Source organism: Hyphomicrobium facile (assembly GCF_900116175.1).
Classification (GTDB): Bacteria; Pseudomonadota; Alphaproteobacteria; order Rhizobiales; family Hyphomicrobiaceae; genus Hyphomicrobium_B; species Hyphomicrobium_B facile.
Map to the genome: position 1 here is coordinate 714,631 of NZ_FPCH01000002.1, position 19,763 is coordinate 734,393.

13 protein-coding genes, 3 tRNA genes and 1 pseudogene are annotated in these 19,763 nt (G+C 60.1%); 6 read left to right on the top strand and 11 right to left on the bottom strand.

Annotated features, from left to right (window positions below; all coding sequences use genetic code 11):
- The first annotated feature begins 59 nt into the window (after positions 1-59).
- Positions 60-959 (top strand): MurR/RpiR family transcriptional regulator, encoded by a 900-nt coding sequence (locus BM399_RS10230; RefSeq protein WP_092867615.1) that lies wholly within the window; start codon positions 60-62, stop codon positions 957-959.
- A gap of 178 nt (positions 960-1,137) precedes the next feature.
- On the opposite strand, the gene BM399_RS10235 is transcribed toward BM399_RS10230, so the two are convergent.
- From BM399_RS10235 to tig, 8 genes are all read right to left on the bottom strand, one after another.
- A tRNA-Asp gene (locus BM399_RS10235) sits at positions 1,138-1,214 on the bottom strand.
- 130 nt (positions 1,215-1,344) lie between these two features.
- Positions 1,345-1,851 carry a DUF1993 domain-containing protein gene (locus BM399_RS10240; protein ID WP_092867616.1) on the bottom strand — a complete coding sequence of 169 codons (507 nt, stop codon included), beginning with the start codon at positions 1,849-1,851 and terminating at the stop codon, positions 1,345-1,347.
- Positions 1,852-2,113: 262 nt separating this feature from the next.
- Positions 2,114-2,188 (bottom strand) — tRNA-Val (locus tag BM399_RS10245).
- Positions 2,189-2,280: 92 nt separating this feature from the next.
- Positions 2,281-2,559 carry an HU family DNA-binding protein gene (locus BM399_RS10250; RefSeq protein WP_092867617.1) on the bottom strand — a complete coding sequence of 93 codons (279 nt, stop codon included), beginning with the start codon at positions 2,557-2,559 and terminating at the stop codon, positions 2,281-2,283.
- Positions 2,560-2,806: 247 nt separating this feature from the next.
- On the bottom strand, positions 2,807-5,233 hold the full coding sequence (gene lon / locus BM399_RS10255) for an endopeptidase La (protein ID WP_092867618.1): 2,427 nt from the start codon (positions 5,231-5,233) through the stop codon (positions 2,807-2,809).
- 275 nt (positions 5,234-5,508) lie between these two features.
- Positions 5,509-6,759: an ATP-dependent Clp protease ATP-binding subunit ClpX gene (gene clpX, locus BM399_RS10260; protein WP_092867619.1), complete on the bottom strand. Its 1,251-nt coding sequence runs from the start codon at positions 6,757-6,759 to the stop codon at positions 5,509-5,511.
- Positions 6,760-7,107: 348 nt separating this feature from the next.
- Entirely contained in the window at positions 7,108-7,758 is a 651-nt protein-coding gene (locus tag BM399_RS10265; protein WP_092867620.1) for an ATP-dependent Clp protease proteolytic subunit, read from the bottom strand.
- Between the two features lie 98 nt (positions 7,759-7,856).
- Entirely contained in the window at positions 7,857-9,215 is a 1,359-nt protein-coding gene (gene tig / locus BM399_RS10270) for a trigger factor (RefSeq protein ID WP_092867621.1), read from the bottom strand.
- A gap of 485 nt (positions 9,216-9,700) precedes the next feature.
- Here tig and fdnG point away from each other — a divergent pair, with 485 nt between their 5' ends.
- The 4 genes from fdnG to fdhE are packed head-to-tail and all read left to right on the top strand — an operon-like array spanning position 9,701 to position 15,369.
- Positions 9,701-12,778, top strand: a complete 3,078-nt coding sequence (gene fdnG / locus BM399_RS10280; RefSeq protein ID WP_143117797.1) for a formate dehydrogenase-N subunit alpha — start codon at positions 9,701-9,703, stop codon at positions 12,776-12,778.
- Between the two features lie 11 nt (positions 12,779-12,789).
- Complete coding sequence (fdxH, locus tag BM399_RS10285) at positions 12,790-13,758, top strand: formate dehydrogenase subunit beta (protein WP_092867623.1); 969 nt, start codon at positions 12,790-12,792, stop codon at positions 13,756-13,758.
- Positions 13,755-14,429, top strand: coding sequence for a formate dehydrogenase subunit gamma (locus tag BM399_RS10290; protein WP_092867624.1), 675 nt, complete (start codon positions 13,755-13,757; stop codon positions 14,427-14,429). The genes fdxH and BM399_RS10290 overlap by 4 nt, the downstream gene beginning before the upstream one ends.
- 10 nt (positions 14,430-14,439) lie before the next feature.
- Positions 14,440-15,369, top strand: coding sequence for a formate dehydrogenase accessory protein FdhE (gene fdhE / locus BM399_RS10295; RefSeq protein WP_092867625.1), 930 nt, complete (start codon positions 14,440-14,442; stop codon positions 15,367-15,369).
- Between the two features lie 21 nt (positions 15,370-15,390).
- On the opposite strand, the gene BM399_RS10300 is transcribed toward fdhE, so the two are convergent.
- A complete protein-coding gene (locus BM399_RS10300) occupies positions 15,391-16,458 on the bottom strand; it encodes a permease (protein WP_092867626.1) in 1,068 nt (355 codons plus the stop codon).
- 155 nt (positions 16,459-16,613) lie between these two features.
- Between BM399_RS10300 and selD the strand changes: the two genes are divergently transcribed.
- On the top strand, positions 16,614-17,660 hold the full coding sequence (selD, locus tag BM399_RS10305) for a selenide, water dikinase SelD (RefSeq protein ID WP_092867627.1): 1,047 nt from the start codon (positions 16,614-16,616) through the stop codon (positions 17,658-17,660).
- 54 nt (positions 17,661-17,714) lie between these two features.
- Here the strand turns inward: selD and BM399_RS21165 are convergent.
- Positions 17,715-17,810, bottom strand: a tRNA-Sec gene (locus BM399_RS21165).
- A gap of 120 nt (positions 17,811-17,930) precedes the next feature.
- Positions 17,931-19,760: pseudogene (gene selB, locus BM399_RS10310) on the bottom strand (selenocysteine-specific translation elongation factor); the annotation flags it as partial.
- Positions 19,761-19,763: the final 3 nt, after the last annotated feature.

Below are 19,763 nucleotides of genomic sequence, written 5' to 3' on the forward strand. Positions count from 1 at the left end.
ATAGCCTCTTCTTTCGAGCGGCTTGGAATTAGCACTCATTTATTTCGCCAAGAGAACAAATGGATCAGTCATTTATTCGACCAGAAGGCGCAACTGCGGTCCTTGACCTGCTGGCTAAAAGCCTAGGTGGCCTAACGCCCGAACTGAGGAAGGCCGCCACGCACGTTCTGGAGCACTCCAACCTCATCAGCGTCAGCTCCATTCGCGAGATGGCCGAGCAGGCGAACGTAAAGCCAAACACCCTCGTGAGGATGGCCCGAGCCATTGGCTTCGAGGGATACGAAGATTTCCGCAAGCCATTCCGGGAAAAGGTCATCAAGGGCCAGGAAGATTTCCCCGACCGCGTCCGCTGGCTTCAATCCCTCGCTCAAGACGGCAAGCTCGCGGGGCTTTATTCCGAGATCGCCACAGCCTCGATCGCCAACATCGAACGGCAATTTTCAGGGACGACATCAGTCGCCATCAAGGCCGCGGCAGACGATATCGTCCATGCGCCAACGACCTACGTTTTGGGTACGGGGATGGCCAATTCGATTGCCGCGTATTTCGCCTTCATCGCGAGCGTGGCCATCGGTAAAGTCACCGCCATCCCGCGTGATGGCCTGCTGCCTGCTGATGGCCTGGCTCGGGCGGCGACGAGCGACGTGCTCCTTGCCATGGCATTCAAGCCCTATCAGCACGAAGTCATCGACGCCGTGGAGCTGGCGGTTTCGCGGGGCATCACGGTCATTGGCATTTCGGACAGCCCTGCCTCCCCCATTCTGGCGGGGGCGGGTCACCGGTTCGTCGTTCCGATGATTACGACGCAATTCTTCGCTTCGAGCGTCGCGCTGATGTCGCTTCTGGAAACGATCATTGCGTTCGTGATCGCGGCGGCCAGCCCGGAAGCCGTCAAGACCATCGACATGCTCCAGCACCGGCACGAACTCCATCGCTCTTGGAGCGACGGCGAGCGATGATTGATTTCTTCCGTTGACCGCCACCAATGCGCACGACCGGTCGACGGGTGCCAACTTGGCAAAGCCATGCGTGCGGCTTCGAACGGAGATCTAAGCTTTCGCGGTGTCGGGATGGTCTTGGGCGGCTCCACCGAGGGGCTCGCCAGGATTGAAGCGCCATCTCCATTCAGAAAGGAAATGGCGCGAGAGACGGGACTTGAACCCGCGGCCTCCGCCGTGACAGGGCGGCGCTCTAACCAACTGAGCTACTCCCGCAATCCAGAAAGTGACGGGCGCCGAAGCGCCCGCCGTCACGACGCTGGGAATACGTGATGGCCGTCCGGCCGTCAAGCCGGAGATCGCATTCCAAAGACAACAAAAAATCGCGGTTCGGCCCTGCAGTTGCTCACGTTCGGCCGAGAAAATCCCGCTTGCCTACCTCGAGGCCGTTGTGTCGCAGGATGTCGTAGGCGGTGGTGCAGTGAAAATAGAAATTCGGCAATGCGACGTGGAGCAGGTAATCGCGCCCGCTCAACGTCACATCGGCGCCGCCGAGCTTGAGCGTCAATTGCTTGGTATCGGAGCCTTCGAGCTGCTCGGGCTTGTAGGCGGCCAGGAGAGCCTGGATCTTCGCGATGCGCCCCTTGAGCTCGGGAAGCGTCGTTTCCGTATCAGGGAAGCTCGGAACCTCGATACCGGCCAGCCGGGCCGGCGCCGCCTTGGCGAAGTCGGTTGCGAGCTGCACCTGCCGGGTGAGGTTGAACATATCGGGATAGAGCCGCGCGGCGAGCAGCACCGCGATATCGATTTTTTTTGCCGCGGCGTAGGCCTCGGCTTTGTCGAGAATCGCATCGAGGGCGCTCAGCTGCTTCTGAAACGTCGGGATCGCAATGTCGTACATCGAGACGGACATGGGTGCTCTTTCTTCGTTGGACGGGACGGACGCACGGAATACGCGAGTAGCCGCTTCACTTGGGAGGTTTAGTTCGAATTAAAAGATGCGTGGCGACGCGCAGCTGAAGCGAGCCGTGGCGCTTTGCGCCGCTGTTATCCACCTTATCTGATCGAACGAACATCCACCGACCGGCCTAGTAACGTGCCGTTGTGCGGTGGAGCGCAAAAAGTGCCCGCAATTACGGGACACATCGAAGCCGACAGCAATTTCATTGAAAACATGGTGGGCGGTGAGAGGGTCGAACTCCCGACATCCTCGGTGTAAACGAGGCGCTCTACCACTGAGCTAACCGCCCGAAGCGCCTTTGCTAATCGGTCTGCAAAGGCCTGTCAAAAACAAACACGCGCGCCGCTCACGCGACGCGCGCAAAAAAATTGCCGATGCGGCCTAGTTCAAGTTCAGCGCGTCCTTAAGACCCTTTGCCGGCGTGAACTTCGGCACGCGCGAAGCCGGGATCTGAATGGTTTTGCCCGTTGCGGGGTTGCGGCCTTCGCGCGCCTTACGGGCTGCGACCTTGAAGGTGCCGAAATCGGGGATGCGCACTTCGTGGCCATCCTTCATCGCCGCGCGAATGTGTGCGAGAACGGCGTCAACCACGCCACCCGCCTTTTCTTTCGTCAGCTCGCAATCTCTCGCAACGGCATCAATCAAATCTTTCTTGCTCATCTCGTCTTTCCTCTAATGTGGGAGATGGGTTTCAGCTCAGGGCGCGAAGCCCGAGGCGGCCACATCGGGGAGTAGCCGGCCGCGCATGTTCGGCTAGAAGCGCCCAATCGCCCCTTCCGTCAAGCAGAAAACGCCCGTGTTTCCGGACAAAAGCACATCAAAGTGCTCAATCGGTGCCTAAGAAAATGCCCCTGCACGGTTACCGCGCAGAGGCTTCTATTTCGATAAATTTTTCTGTTCAGGGGGCTTAGTGGGCGGTGATCCGCGCACTGGCTTTTCCTGACTCCTTCGCCTCGAGCGCCTCGGCTTCCGCCGCCTCGTCCCAGGTAATGGGTTCCGGCACGCGAACGAGAGCGATCTTCAAGACTTCATCGAGACGCGAGACCGGGATGATATCGATCTTGGTCTGCACCTCGGCCGGAATTTCCGCCAAATCCTTGGCGTTTTCTTCCGGAATGATGACCGTCTTGATGCCGCCACGGAGGGCCGCAAGGAGCTTTTCCTTGAGGCCGCCGATCGGCAGCACGCGACCGCGCAGCGTGATCTCGCCCGTCATCGCCACATCCTTGCGGACGGGAATGCCGGTCAAAACCGAGATGATCGCCGTCGTCATTGCGATACCTGCGGAAGGTCCATCCTTCGGCGTCGCGCCTTCCGGCACGTGCACGTGGATGTCGCGCTTCTCGAACAAGCTCGGATGAATGCCGAAGTCGATCGAGTGCGAGCGCACATAGGCGTTCGCGGCCTGAATCGATTCCTTCATCACATCGCGCAGGTTGCCGGTGACGCTCATTCTGCCTTTGCCCGGCATCATGACGCCTTCGATCGTGAGCAGCTCGCCGCCGACCTCGGTCCAGGCAAGGCCCGTCACGATACCGACCTGATCCTCGAGCTCGGCTTCGCCGTAGCGATACTTCGGCACGCCGAGGAAGTCGTGGACGTTCTCGGCCGTGACGACGATCGAGGTCTTCGACGACGTCAGGATTTCCTTCACCGCCTTACGTGCAAGCTTGGCGATTTCACGCTCGAGAGAGCGCACGCCTGCTTCGCGCGTGTAACGGCGAATGACTTCCTTCAACGCTCCGTCTTCGACCGACCACTCGCCCTGCTCGAGCCCGTGAGCAGAGTACTGCTCGGGGATCAAGTGGCGCTTGGCGATCTCAAGCTTCTCGTCTTCCGTGTAGCCCGCAAGACGAATGATCTCCATACGGTCCATCAGGGCCGGCGGGATGTTGAGCGTGTTGGCGGTCGTCACGAACATCACGTTCGAGAGGTCATAGTCGACCTCAAGATAGTGATCGTTGAACGTGCCGTTCTGCTCGGGGTCCAACACTTCGAGCAGCGCCGCTGCCGGATCGCCGCGGAAGTCCTGACCCATCTTGTCGATCTCGTCCAAGAGGAAGAGCGGATTGGTCCGCTTTGCCTTCTTCATGGACTGAATGACCTTGCCCGGCATGGAGCCGATGTAGGTCCGGCGGTGACCGCGGATTTCCGCTTCGTCACGAACGCCGCCAAGCGACATGCGCACGAACTCGCGACCGGTCGCGTTCGCGATCGACTTTCCAAGCGACGTCTTACCGACGCCGGGAGGCCCGACGAGGCACAGGATCGGCCCTTTCAGCTTATTCGTACGCGCCTGCACGGCGAGATACTCGAGGATGCGTTCCTTGACCTTCTCGAGGCCGTAGTGCTCCTGATCGAGAATCGTCTGGGCTTCGGCAATGTCCTTCTTGACCTTGCCCTTGATGCCCCACGGGATCGACAAGAGCCAATCGAGGTAGTTGCGAACGACCGTCGCTTCAGCCGACATCGGCGACATCTGCTTGAGCTTCTTCAGCTCAGCCAGCGCCTTGTCCTTGGCTTCCTTCGACAGCTTCGTGTTCTCGATCTTTTCCTCGAACTCGGCGATGTCATCGCGTTCGTCGGAATCGCCAAGCTCCTTCTGAATGGCCTTCATCTGCTCATTCAGATAGTACTCGCGCTGCGTCTTCTCCATCTGGCGCTTGACGCGCGAGCGGATCTTTCTCTCGACCTGGAGAACGGAAATCTCGCTCTCCATGAGCGTGTAGACGCGTTCCAGCCGCTCGGAGATGCTGGCGGTTTCCAGCACGTCCTGCTTCTCGGAGATCTTCACAGCGAGGTGCGAGGCGATCGTGTCGGCGAGCTTCGCGTAGTCCTCGATCTGGCCGACGTTGCTCAGAACCTCGGGCGAGACCTTCTTGTTGAGCTTCACATAGCTCTCGAACTGCGTGACGACGGAACGCGCAAGCGCCTCCAGCTCGTCCTTTGCGCCCGGAACTTCCGCGACGCGCTCGACTTCGGCTTCGAAGTAATTGGCGTTGGTGGTGTAGCGCACGATTTTCGCGCGCGCGTTGCCCTCGACGAGGACCTTCACGGTGCCGTCGGGAAGCTTCAAAAGCTGCAGCACGGAGGCAAGCGTGCCGATCTCGTAAATGGCGTCGGGGGCCGGATCGTCGTCGCCTGCGTTCTTCTGCGCGGCGAGCAGGATCTGCTTGTCGGCGCGCATGACTTCTTCGAGCGCCGCTATCGATTTCTCGCGACCGACGAAGAGCGGCACGACCATGTACGGGAATACGACGATGTCACGAAGCGGCAGAACCGGAAACAGCTCTTTGCCGCCGGCTTTCTCTTTGGTCTTTTTGTCTTCGCTCATTTCACTACCTATTCGCCGTGCGACGGAAGACTGTCATAGCCTTCCGATGCATTCCACACTCGTTCCACTTAGGAGCCACGCTTCCCGCCCCTTTTGTGGCGGCGGTCGGCATGCTCGTGAGCGCGAGCGCGGGGTGAGACCCAAGCTCAAGACACCGGTTTCAGGATTTCCTCGGCTGGCCGCTTGATGCCACTCCCTCCGAACAAATGGGGACCGGCGTCCCGCAAACAAGTCCCGGGACCAAGCCCCCGGAAGGCCGTTATTGTCGCGATGGGCTAAGCCGTCGAGCCCTTTTCCTCGGCGCGGTCGGAGTAAATTCTGAGCGGCTTGGCCGAGCCTTCGACGACTTCCGGCCCAATGACAACCTCTTCAACGCCCTTCAGCGTCGGGAGATCGTACATCGTGTCGAGCAGGATGCCTTCCATGATCGACCGGAGACCGCGAGCACCCGTCTTGCGCTCGATTGCCTTGCGCGAGATGGCCCTCAGTGCGTCGAGCGTGATCGTCAGCTTCACATCTTCCATTTCGAAGAGGCGCTGATACTGCTTGACGATGGCGTTCTTCGGCTCGGTCAGGATCTGGACGAGGGCTGCCTCATCGAGGTCTTCCAGCGTCGCGATGACGGGCAGACGGCCGATGAATTCGGGAATGAGGCCGAACTTCAGCAGATCTTCCGGTTCGACGTTGCGCAGGATTTCACCCGTGCGACGTTCGTCGGGGCCTGTGACCTTCGCGGAGAAGCCGATCGACGAGCCTTTGCCGCGACGTGAGATGATCTTCTCGAGACCGGCGAACGCGCCGCCGCAGATGAACAGGATGTTCGTCGTGTCGACCTGCAGGAATTCCTGCTGCGGATGCTTGCGGCCACCCTGAGGCGGAACGGAAGCGACCGTGCCTTCCATGATCTTCAGAAGCGCCTGCTGCACGCCCTCGCCCGATACATCACGGGTGATCGAGGGATTGTCAGACTTGCGGCTGATCTTGTCTACCTCGTCGATGTAGACGATGCCGCGCTGCGCCCGCTCGACGTTGTAGTCGGCCGACTGCAGGAGCTTCAGTATGATGTTCTCGACATCCTCGCCGACGTAGCCCGCTTCCGTGAGCGTCGTCGCATCGGCCATCGTGAACGGCACATCGAGGATGCGCGCCAACGTCTGCGCGAGCAGCGTCTTGCCGGAGCCCGTCGGGCCGACCAGCAGGATGTTCGACTTCGCGAGTTCGACGTCGTTGTTCTTCGAAGCGTGGTTGAGGCGCTTGTAGTGGTTGTGGACCGCGACGGAGAGAACGCGCTTCGCGTGGAACTGCCCGATGACGTAGCTGTCGAGCACGTTGCAAATCTCTTGCGGCGTCGGAACGCCGTCGCGAGATTTCACGAGAGTGTTCTTGTTCTCTTCGCGGATAATATCCATGCACAGTTCGACGCATTCATCGCAGATGAACACCGTCGGACCGGCTATTAGTTTACGGACCTCATGCTGGCTCTTGCCGCAGAAAGAGCAGTAGAGAGTGTTCTTCTCTTGAGCCATTTGTTCTCACCTTCCGTGCAAGACCCATCAATGCGATGTTCTTGCTTTGGCCCGCCATTCACGTCCGGCACTGAGCCGATTCTACGGCGACGTGAACCTCATAACCAATCTGAGCACGCTAACGTTCGCGAGATCAAGATTGGATTAATGGAGCCCAGGCCGCCATGGGCCGCAAGCGGCGCTATTGCCACAGTTGATAAATGATCAGGCAACTACGCCAATTCAATGCGATAATTTACCTAAACGCCCCAGCGGCGTGCCGCGTTTGTTCTTAGCCGTCCCGGCGTGCGCTCTGTCCAAAGAACTCTGCGCACGCGACGGGCGACTTAAGTGTTGTCGCTGCACTCGTCAACCTGACGATTTGCTCTCGAATACGCCGGCGTCGACCTCGTCGCGGTTTTCGAGGACCTTGTCGATGATGCCGAAATCGCGGGCCTGGTCGGCGGTCATGAAGTAATCGCGGTCGAGAGTTTTATCGATCATCTCGTAGGTCTGACCTGTGTGTTTCACATAGGTCTCGTTGAGACGGCGCTTCATCTTGATGATGTCCTCGGCGTGGCGCTCGATATCGGACGCCTGCCCGGAGAACCCGCCCGACGGCTGATGCACCATGATGCGCGCGTTCGGGAGCGCATAGCGCATACCCTTCGCACCGGCGCAGAGCAGAAGCGAGCCCATCGACGCAGCTTGACCGATGCACAGCGTTGCGACCTGCGGCTTCACGAACTGCATCGTGTCGTAGATCGCCATTCCCGCCGTCACCACGCCACCCGGCGAGTTGATGTACATCGAGATCTCTTTTTTCGGGTTCTCGGATTCGAGGAACAAAAGCTGCATGCAGATCGATGCAGCCATGTGGTCTTCGACCGGTCCCGTTACGAAGATGATCCGCTCTTTCAAGAGGCGCGAAGGCAGGTCGTAGCCGCGCTCGCCGCGCGTCGTCTGCTCGACGACCATCGGCCAGAATGTATTCGTCAAAGTACTTACCGGATCGCGCATCGCCTTCGTCTTTCCTAATTTCGGCCGGCCCGTTCAGCAGACCGGCCAGACTCGCACGCTTCAGTCTCTAGCTTTCACCGCTCTGCAGATGAAGGCAATCAGCGTTCGGTCGCTTCTTCGACGGCCTTCAACAATTCGTCCCGCGTGACTTTCTTCTCCACCGGCTTTGCGGTTTCGATGACGTGGTCGATGACCTTGTCTTCGAAGATCGGAGCGCGAAGCTCGGCCAGGGCGCCCGGCGTCTTCTCGTAGTATTCGTAGACCTGCTTTTCCCGGCCCGGGTAGCGCCGAGCTTGCTCTACGAGCGCGCGACGCAACTCATCCTGGGAAACGGTCAGATTGTTCTTTTCTCCGATCTCGCCGATCACGAGGCCAAGGCGAACCCGGCGTTCGGCAATACCACGGTACTCGGCGCGAGCCTCGTCCTCGGTTTTGCCTTCGTCGGCGAGCGTCTTGTTCGTGGCTTTGAGATTGTTCTCGAGCTGTGTCCATATATTGTTGAATTCGAAATCAACAAGAGAGGCGGGAAGCTCGAACGTGTGCGCCGTATCGAGGGCGTCGAGAATCTCACGCTTCAGCTTCGCCCGCGACGCTTGGTCATACTCGCGCTTGATCTGCTCGGTTACGAAACCGCGCAGCTGCTCGAGACTTTCAGCGCCCAGGCCCTTTGCGAAGTCTTCGTCGATCTCCGGTGTCCGGGGCTTCGCGACCGCCGTCACCTTCACGTCGAACTGCGCCGTTTTTCCGGCCAACGCCTGCATCGGGTAATCTTCGGGGAACGTCGCGTCCACGACCTTCTCGTCGCCGGCCTTCAGGCCGACGAGGCCTTCCTCAAAGCCCGGAATAAACTGCTTTTTCCCGATGACGAGGCTTTGGCCTTCGGCGGAACCGCCTTCGAAGGCTTCGCCATCGATCTTGCCGACGAAGTTCATCGTCACGAGGTCGCCCTCGGAGGCTGCGCGGCCATCTTCGGGATCGTAGGCCGTGTTGCGCTCGGCGAGGCTCGTCAGCGCCTTCTCGATTGCGGCATCATCGACTTCGGCGACGAGGCGCTCGAGCTTCAGCGACGACAGGTCTGCGAGCGGAATTGGCGGCAGAACCTCGAACGACATTTTGTAGGCGAGATCGCCTTCGCCGTTGGCGATCTTCTCGAACGTCTGCTCGTTGAAATCGACAAGCTCGACCTTCGGCTGTTGCGCCGGGCGCTCGTTGCGATCCTTGATGGCCTGAGCGCTCGTGTCGTTGAGCGTCTGCTCCATCACTTCCTGCATCAACGACTTGCCGTAGACCTTTTTCAGGTGCGTCAGCGGGACCTTGCCGCGACGAAAACCTTTGATCTGCACACGGTCTTTGAGTTCATCAAGGCGAGATGTGAAGCGCTCGTTGAGCTCTGCGCGACCGACAACCACCTCGAGGGTGCGCTTCAATCCGTCTCGTGCCGTTTCCGTGACTTGCATCGCCGTATCCTATTGCAGGTGCAGGCCACTGCACCTCGCCGTTCAACTATTTGGGGAGACGCCGGCGCGTCTACAAAGCGCTAGCGCCGCCGGCTGCGCAATACCGGTGCGGGCAGACGTTGCCCTCCAGCTATTGCGTTGAATTTGCTACGTTTTTTAAACCACCGCGTGCCGCGGATTCATAACAGTCCCTGGAGGGGTGCCAGCATCGCGCGCCTGGAAGCCTAAGGGAGGCCTTAAACAGCCTTTCAGCGAGATTGGCAATACGCTGTCGCGATTGCTTCAAATTTTGAAGTCCGCGCCCGATCGCGGCACGGATCGACGGTGACCAATCCTCCTCGCCGCGGCCGGTCGCGTGATCACGGAGATGTAAAAAGTTTTATGTAAGACCCAGAGGATACTAGAAATTTTTCGGCAACCTTCCCCGTTTCTGGTATGTTGTTCATGCACGACGGCGTTTTGCACGCATGAAACGGAGTGCCGGCATGACTCTGACACGCAGAGGCTTCATCAAGCTGTCCGGCGCGACACTCGCGTCATCGAGCATGAGCGCGATGGGTTTTGGGGGCTGTGGCGCTGCGCTTGCCGAATCCGTCCGGCCCTACAAGCTCGCCGCCGCCAAAGAGACGCGTAATACTTGCACCTACTGCTCGGTCGCCTGCGGCATTCTGATCTACACCTCAGGTGACGGCGCCAAGAACGCGCACTCCAACATCATGCACATCGAGGGCGACCCGGATCACCCGGTGAACCGGGGCACGCTTTGCCCCAAAGGTTCAGCACTCCTCGACGTCGTGCATTCGCCCGGGCGGCTGCAGGTCCCGAAATATCGCGCGCCGGGAAGTAACGAATTCAAGGAAGTCACGTGGGACTTCGCGCTCGATCGCATCGCCCGGCTGATGAAAGACGATCGCGATGCGAATTTCATCGCCAAGAACGAGAAAGGCCAGACCGTCAACCGGTGGCTCACGACCGGCATGCTGGCGGCCTCGGCCACATCGAACGAAACCGCGCTGTTGACATGGAAGGTGGCCCGATCCTTCGGAATGCTCGTCTTCGATAATCAGGCGCGTGTCTGACACGCGCCGACGGTAGCCAGTCTGGCTCCAACATACGGCCGCGGTGCAATGACCAACACTTGGCAGGATATCAAGAATGCCAATCTGGTCCTCGTCATGGGCGGCAATGCCGCCGAAGCGCATCCGTGCGGTTTCAAGTGGGTGATCGAAGCCAAGATCCAGAACGCCGCCAGGCTGATCGTCGTCGATCCGCGCTTTAACCGCACCGCTGCGGTCGCGGACTACCATGCGCCGATCAGGCCAGGAACGGACATCGCGTTCCTGTCGGGCGTCATCCGGTATCTGTTGGAAACAGACCAAGTGCAGCACGAATACGTGCGCGCCTTTACGAACGCGAGCCTGATCGTCAAAGAGGGCTACAGTTTTGCCGACGGTCTTTTCAACGGTTACGATGCCGAGACCCACAGCTACGACAAGACGGATTGGGCCTACGAACTCGACGATCAGGGCTTCGCGAAAATCGACGACACGTGGCAAAATCCGCGTTGCGTCATCAATCTCATGCGCAAGCACGTCGACCGCTACACGCCCGAGATGGTGTCGCGGATCTGCGGAACTCCAATCGATAAATATCTGTACGTTTGCCAACAGATCGCGTCGACATGCCTTCCCGACAAGGCGATGACGAGCCTCTTCGCGCTCGGCTGGACGCAACATTCCATCGGTTCGCAGAACATCCGCACGATGGCGATGGTTCAGCTTCTGCTCGGCAACATTGGCGTTGCGGGCGGCGGCATGAATGCCTTGCGCGGTCATTCCAACATTCAGGGACTTACCGACGTCGGGCTGCTATCGAACCAGCTACCCGGCTATCTGACGATGCCCAAAGATGAGGAGCAAACGTTCGACGACTACATGAAGACGCGGCAGTTCAAGCCGCTGCGTCCGAACCAGATGAGCTACTGGCAGAACTATCGCAAGTTCTTCGTCAGCTTCCAGAAGACGATGTTCGGCGACGCCGCGACGGCCGAGAACAACTGGGCTTACGATTACCTGCCCAAGCTCAATCTTCCAATGTACGACATCATCAGGGCCTTCGAGATGATGGTCCATGGCGAGATCAACGGATATATCTGCCAGGGCTTCAATCCGCTGCAGGCGTTTCCGGAAAAAAACAAGATCCGGCGTGGGCTGAGCAAGCTCAAGTATCTGATCGTCATGGACCCGCTCGACACGGAGACGGCGCGCTTCTGGGAAGACGTCGGGCCGCTCAATCCATCCGACCCGTCCAAAATTCCGACGGAAGTTTTCCAGCTGCCGACAGCGTGCTTCGCCGAGGAAGACGGATCACTCGTCAATTCCGCGCGCTGGCTGCAGTGGCACTGGAAAGCGGCGAACTCACCGGCCCAGGCAAAATCCGATATCTGGATCATGTCCGCGATCTTCCACCGAATCCGGGAGCTATATCGCAAAGAAGGCGGCGCCTTCCCCGATCCCATTCTCAATCTCTCGTGGAAATACACCGATCCCACGAATCCAAGCCCTGACGAATTGGCGAAGGACTTGAACGGTAAAACTCTCGCCGACATCAAAGATCCGTCTGGAGCGGTTGTGCTCAAGGCTGGCCAACAGCTCGATAGCTTCGGGCAACTTCGCGACGACGGCACGACCGAAAGCGGCTGCTGGGTCTTCACGGGTTGCTACACGGAGAAGGGCAACATGATGGCCCGCCGCGATACGTACGATCCGCGCGACCAGGGCATCACGCCGGATTGGGCGTGGGCTTGGCCGGCCAACCGCCGCATTCTCTACAATCGCGCCAGCGCCGACGTTGCCGGCAATCCGTGGAACCCGGCCAAGCCCATCATCCAATGGAACGGCGATCGCTGGGTCGGTATCGACGTTCCCGATTACGGGCCAACAATCAAACCGTCCGAAGGCGTTGGCCCCTTCATCATGAACGCCGAGGGCACGGGCCGTTTCTTCGCGCTCGATCAGATGGTGGACGGACCATTCCCCGAGCATTACGAGCCGTTTGAATCGCCGGTGGAAAATCTTCTGCATCCAAAGGTTCAGAACAACCCGGCAGCCCGCGTCTTTCCGGACGATCGCGCCGACTTCGGAACGTCCGCGGACTTCCCGTATGTGGGCACCACCTACCGGCTGACCGAGCACTTCCACTTTTGGACGAAGCACGCGCTGATCAATGCGATCCTGCAGCCGCAGGAATTCATCGAGATCGGAGAAGTGCTGGCGAACGAAAAAGGTATCGCGAACAACAGCTGGGTACGCCTCAGCTCGAAGCGCGGATACATGATTTGCAAGGCTTTGGTGACCAAGCGGATCAAACCGATGATGGTCGCGGGAAAGCCCACGCACGTCATCGGCGTTCCGATCCACTGGGGTTTCACGGGTCTGGCGAAGAAGGGCTATGGCGCCAACATACTCACGCCGTCAGTCGGCGACGCCAACACCCAGACGCCGGAATTCAAGGCGTTTCTCGTAAATGTCGAGCCGAGCAACGGACCTGAAGGCGAGGTCTGACGGAGTAGCCGATGACGAACTATCAATCGCAGAACTACATCCGGATCTCGGCGACGACGATTACGCCGCCTGTTGCACGCAACTACGAAGCTTCCATGGCGAAGCTCATCGATGTCTCGCGGTGCATCGGCTGCAAGGCGTGCCAAGCGGCATGCATGGAATGGAACAACCTTCGCCAGCCGGTCGGGTTGTTCGACGGCACGTTGAAGAACCCCCCGGACCTCGATCCCGAAGTTTGGACGCTCATGAGGTTTGCAGAATATGAGGACGACAAAGGCAATCTTGAATGGCTGATCCGGAAGGACGGCTGCATGCATTGCGAAGATCCCGGTTGCCTCAAGGCCTGCCCCGCGCCCGGCGCCATCGTCCAGTACGAGAATGGCATCGTCGACTTCATCAGCGAGAACTGCATCGGCTGCGGCTATTGCCTGAAGGGGTGCCCGTTCAACATTCCACGCATCAGCGAGGTCGATCTCAAGTCGTATAAATGTACGCTGTGTTCGGATCGCGTAGCCGTCAACCTGGAGCCTGCGTGCGTGAAAGCTTGCCCCACTGGCGCGATCCTGTTCGGCACGAAGAAGAACATGACGGACTGGGCCGGCGAGCGCGTCGAGGATTTGAAATCGCGCGGGTACGAACATGCCGGCCTCTATGATCCGCCGGGCGTCAGCGGTACGCACGTCATGTACGTTCTGCAGCATGCCGATAAGCCGACGATCTACTCGAACCTGCCTGACAATCCCAGGATCAGCCCGACGGTTGATTTCTGGAAGGGGCTCATCAAACCGGTTTCGCTTGCTGGAATAGCGGCTGCCGCCATTGCGGGCTTCATGCATTGGGTCATCGCCGGTCCGAACGAAGCGCAGCCGGAAGATGAAGACGCAGCCGAGCACCTCATCGAAGCCAAGGCGAAGTCTCCGCCACCGCCCGGAGGCGGCGGGAAACCGCAGCGGACAGAGCCAGTGGAGCCTCCAGTATGACCAGACCGCCCGGAGCATTGACGCGAAACGATACAGTGACGCGGATCAACCACTGGATCACCGCGGCCTGTTTCATATTATTGACGGTTTCCGGACTGTCGATGTTTGATCCGCTGCTCTATTGGATGTCCAACCTGTTCGGAAGCGGTCAATGGGCACGCGGTGCACATCCGTGGATTGGGATCGTTCTGTTCGTCAGCTACACCGGCCTCGTCATCCAGTTCTGGCGCGACAACATGTGGAACAGAGACGATATCGCCTGGATGAAGAAGATCGATCGTGTTCTCGCCAATGACGAGGAAGATGTTCCGGAAGTCGGGCGCTTCAACGCCGGTCAGAAGTTCGTCTTCTGGTCGATGGCGCTGTTGATTCCCATCCTCCTCATTACGGGCCTCATCATTTGGCAAACTTATTTCTGGACATGGACGTCCATCCCGACCCAACGTGCCGGCCTCCTCATTCATTCGTTGTGCGCGATCGCCGCGATCCTTATCTGGATCGTACACGTCTACGCCGCTATATGGGTCCGCGGATCGATGCGGGCGATGACCCAAGGCTACGTGACGCCCGGCTGGGCGTGGCGTCATCATCGCAAATGGTTTCGTTCGCTGGTGGCAACGGGGTCCAACGGGCCAAGGCCGAACGTGGTAACGCGAGAGACGCGCGAATGAGGTTGCGTTCATGAAACAAGGTGGAACGCCGCCAACCGGCAAGTGGGTCGGCAACCCGCAGGGCGGCGTCAAAACTCCCGAGGCGTTGTTTTTGCCCAATCCGATGTTGCGTTTTTCCGCAACTGCCGATCGGCTGAGAGCGTTGTCGGGCGATCATCCCATGGCCGAATGGCTGACGTTCATGGCCGATCTTTCGGATGCGCAATACATCGCGGCGACGGCGCTCGCGCCAATGGCGCCCATCGACCGCTCGCTGATCGACCGCTCGGTGGCGGGGCGGATTCCGCCACTCGCTGCCGACGGGCATCACCGCAATTCAGCGTGGCGTGACGGTCTGGCGCTCATGCTCGATGCGCTCGAAGGAAGCTCGCTTCCGGCGCCCGCGCGCGAGACGATCATCAAAGTGCGCAGCTCGACGACCGAGACAATCGAAGATCTGGCGGATGGTTTCCTTCGCGATACTGTCCGCGGCGCCGACGCCGGCCCCGCTCTCTATGTGGCTGCGGCACTTCAAGTTTATTTCACGCGGCTCGCAGGGTCACTCGACGCTTCGGCGTTGCGACTCCTGCCGCAGCGTGGGCTTTGCCCGTGCTGCGGCTCGACGTCCGTTTCGGGATTGATCACTGCATCGGGAGACGCGCCCGGAATTCGCTACCTCTATTGTTCGCTGTGCTCGACGGCCTGGAACCACGTGCGCGCGATATGCATCACCTGCGAGAGTTCCCGCAAAGTTTCACTCCAGGAGATCGAGGGCGGCCCGGGCATTGTCAAAGCAGAGGTCTGCGACGACTGCCAGACGTATGCAAAGATGATCTATCAGATCAAGGATACGAAGGCCGATCCTTACGCCGACGACCTCGCGACGCTCGGCCTCGACATCATGGTTTCCGAAGCGGGCTGGGCACGGCACGCACCCAATCCGATGCTTCTCGTCGGGTAGATGAATCTTATAATTTGAGACTTATAATTTGAGGCCGGCGGCAATCAGTCCGGCGATGATGCCAAACACGACGACTCCGCCCGCCACCGTGAGAAGCGTTTGCGTCCGGAACGATCCGCTGACCATCGCGAGAGATGGCAGGCTCACCGGCGGCAGCGTCAGCAACAGGGCCGCTGCGGGTCCCGCCCCCATGCCGAGCGCGAGCATGGCTTGAACGATCGGCACCTCGCCTGCTGTCGGGATCACAAACAGCATTCCGGCGACCGCGAATGCCACGATCCAACCGATGTTGTTGTCGACGGCGGGGCCGATCTCGGGAAATAGCCATGCGCGGGCCGCTCCCAGCAGCAAGACCAGGATTATGTACTCCGGGATCAGGCGCACCGACATCCGCACGAAAATTTCTATCCAGCGGACGAACGCGTTCGGGCCCGTCGATCCCGATGTCGCCGAGTTGGCCGTCAGCTCTGCAATGCGCGCTTCGGCTGCTGCGGCCTCCTTCGGCGTGACCATCAGATTGACGAGGTAGCCGAGACCGAACACCATAGGCACCCCCAAGAGGATGCGGAGAGCTGTCCAATTCCAGCCGAGGACAAACCCCATGAACACGAGCGTCGCGGGATTGAGCACCGTATTGCCGAGCCAAAAGGCGATCGCCGCGCCGGGAGACGCCTGACGTTCACGCAGTCCGACGACGACGGGGGCCGCACAGCACGTGCACATCATGCTCGGCACTGAGAGTATTCCGGCGGTCGCAACAGTGCCGAAGCCTGTCTTGCCCAGCACGCGCGCCACCCAATCGGCCGGCAGGAGTGCTTGAATTGCCGAGCCTAGCAGAAGGCCGAGCACCATGGCCTGCCAGATGGCTTTGCCGTAAGCCAAGGCGTAGCTGAACGCCGCGTCCCACGATGGAGCGGGCGGTGCCGCTGCCGTTCCCATCAATATTGAATTTCCGATCGAATGGTTCTCCGCCGCGACGAACGCACGGTTATAGTATGGAAACCATTTTACGTAGAAAAGCCCAACGACAGCCAACGTCAGAAAGATGATCCACCTCAGCGTCATCTCGGATTGGCGAGTGGCGTTCATCCATTCCTCCAACTGACATTTCGGTTGGCAATGCGGGTGACGTAATTCTGCCGTGGCGTATACGGATCGTCTACCTATATCCTGGCATGAGGCAAACAGTTTTGTGTCATATTCGGTTTTCCTATGAACCTGCGCTCCGCAACGAGGCATGAGACATGCTGGGTCCCGTAATTCGCTTGACAGATCTGGCGCATGGCGGCGGCTGCGGGTGCAAGCTCGTTCCTTCCGTCCTCCAGCAGCTGCTGGCTGGGCAGCCGGGAGCTGGCCCGTTTGCGCAACTGCTCGTCGGAACGGAAACCGGCGACGACGCCGCCGTCTGGCGTGTCGACGACGATCAATGCGTTATCGCGACGACCGATTTTTTCATGCCGATGGTCGATGATGCGCGCGACTTCGGCCGCATCGCCGCGGCCAATGCCATTTCCGACGTATACGCCATGGGCGGGCGGCCGATCATGGCGCTGGCGATCCTCGGAATGCCGCTCGACAAGCTTCCCGTCGAGACCGTGCGTGAGATCCTTGCGGGTGGCGCGTCCGTTTGTGCGGAAGCAGGAATTCCCGTGGCCGGCGGCCACTCGATCGATACGCCGGAGCCGATCTATGGGCTGGCGGTGATCGGGCTCACGAAGCATCAAAACGTGCGCCGGAATTCCGGCGCGATGCCGGGAGATGCGGTCATCCTGACGAAGGGGATCGGCGTCGGCATCTATTCGGCGGCTTTCAAGAAGCGCTCGCTGCCCGCGGATGCCTACGCCGAAATGATGGCGTCGACGACCTTGTTGAACCGCATCGGCCAGACGCTCGGCGAAGTTCCGTCCGTGCACGCCATGACGGACGTGACCGGCTTCGGACTTCTCGGACACGCTCTCGAGGTGGCGCGCGGGAGCGGCGTCAGCATCGATATCGCGTATGATCGCATTCCATTTCTATCGTCCGCCGAAGCCCTGGCGGAAGCGGGGTTTGCAACGGGCGCATCGGCGCGCAATTGGGCAAGCTATGGGCACGAGGTTGTTCTGCCGGCGAGCCTGCCGGCTACTGGACGAACGCTGCTGAGCGATCCGCAGACGTCGGGCGGCCTCTTGATCGCATGTGCCGACGAGCATGCCGAGGATATCCGCAGCACGATCGAAGAAGCCGGTTATCCATCGGCGCGCATCATCGGCCTGGTCAGAACCGGCGAACCGCGGATCAATATTTTCTAGTGCGATTGCTGGTGCGATTTCGGGCTGGCGTCACGGGTGCTTTTTCGGTGATGTTGGCGGAGGCGAGTGGGAGTCGAACCCACCTGGGACAGGCTCGCTGCCCCACTCGGATTTGAAGTCCGAACGCCCCACCGGGGACGCTTCACCTCCGTGCACGTCAGTCGACGAAAGCACGACACTTCCGAACAAGTCCAGCCGATGGACGTTCATGCGTCTGAGATCGCCCTTGCGCAGCGTCACGCCATGCCGGTCCAGGAACTCCAGAATCTGGATCGCGACCTTGCGCCCGTTGTCGAGGCGATCGCGGAGGTCGGCGGCGTTGAACGATTTGCTTTCTGCCCGCGCCGCTATGCCGGCCGCGATGGCCACGATCTCGCGGATGGTCTCTCGCAGGAAAAAGTGGTCGTGCGCCACCTCATCGACCCATCCCAGCCGGCCTGCGAGTTTCAGCAGGCGGCGAACGTCGCGCTCAGGGTTTCCCGTCGCCGCCGCGATATCGCGCACGCGCGGCGGACGAAAGCGCTCATCGCCGCCAAGAAGCTCCGCGGTGGCAATCCAGGCCGCCTCGTCGCCGGGCGCAAGGCGGACGTTGTGGGACGTGAGGCGAACGAATGCGCCGTCGAGCGCGATGCCCCCTGCCTCCGACAATTTCTGAAGTGCCACTGCGGATGCCGGCTTGCCGAGACGCGGCTGCAGCATGAGGCGGAGCTGCTCGCGTCCGATGCCCTGGAGATCGGGGTTCGCAGCGTGATATTCCGCGACCTTCTCGCTCAGGCTCCCTGCAAACAACTTCCATCGAAGCGGCGACAGGGCCGTGCGGGTATCACGGGATTCCAGGATCGTCAGTCCGAGGCTGGAAGCGAGCCGTCCCATTTGCACGCTGGAAAGCGCCCTATCGCGCGCGAACGCCGTGAGCTCGACAAAAAACGGCGCCACTTCAAGAAGCGCAGATAGCGACGCCGACGGATCATCTATCGCCGATGCTTCGCGTTGCGCATGCCGTTCCGGCGTTCGCCGCTTTCGGGACGGCGCGCGGAGATCGATAAACCTGCCGCCGCCGATGGTGCGTCGTGCGGAGACATCCCGCAAAACGAAGCGATCGTGCACACCTGCGGCGATCGGCTGATCGAGAACGAGTTGGACGTCGGCTGCGGCTCCGGGCTCAAGAGATTTGTCGTCGAGCAGAACGATACGTGCCCCGACTTCGGTTGCCGCGTGATGCAAACGCACAGGAAACCATTGTCCAATCGGCTTTTCTTCCGACGGCAACACTCGCAATACCGCGTCGATGCGATCGGTCGGCGCGTGCAGTGCCGGGTCGAGCACGACGTCACCGCGATGAATTGCATCCTTGGAGATATCCGCTCCGCTCAGGTTGAGCGCGCTGCGGTCGCCGGCTTTTGCGAACTCGGCGGGTGTGTTTTGAGCGTGTATCGAACGTACGCGCGCCGGTAATCCCGATGGGCTCAGTTGCACCTGATCGCCGAGGCGCACGATGCCGGAGAGCACGGTTCCGGTTACGACGACGCCGACGCCCGGCAATGTGAAAACGCGGTCGACTGCGAGGCGAAAGCGCCCTTCTGCCGATCGCGCATGGATCACAGAGGCCGCTGCAATAAGATATTTCCGCAGTTCGCCGATGCCGCGTCCGGTGATGGCCGAGACGGCCATGACATCGGCATTCGCGAACGCCGTATCGGCAATCATCTCTTTGATTTGGCCCGTGACTTCGGCTATGCGCTCGTCGCTCGCGAGATCGGCCTTCGTTATAACAGCGACGCCCTTGCTGACGCCGAGGAGATCGAGGATCGCAAGATGTTCGAACGTCTGCGGTTTGCTCCCGTCGTCGGCGGCGACCGTGAGCAGAGCAAAGTCGATGCCGCTTGCGCCTGCCAGCATCGTATGCACGAAGCGCTCGTGACCGGGCACATCGATGAAGCCGAGGATTTGTCCCTCCGGAGAAGGCAGATATGCGAAGCCCAGATCGATCGTGATCCCGCGCGCTTTTTCTTCCTTCAGGCGATCGCCGTCGACGCCGGTCAGCGCTTTGACCAGCGCCGTCTTTCCGTGATCGATGTGGCCAGCGGTGCCGATGATCATCTG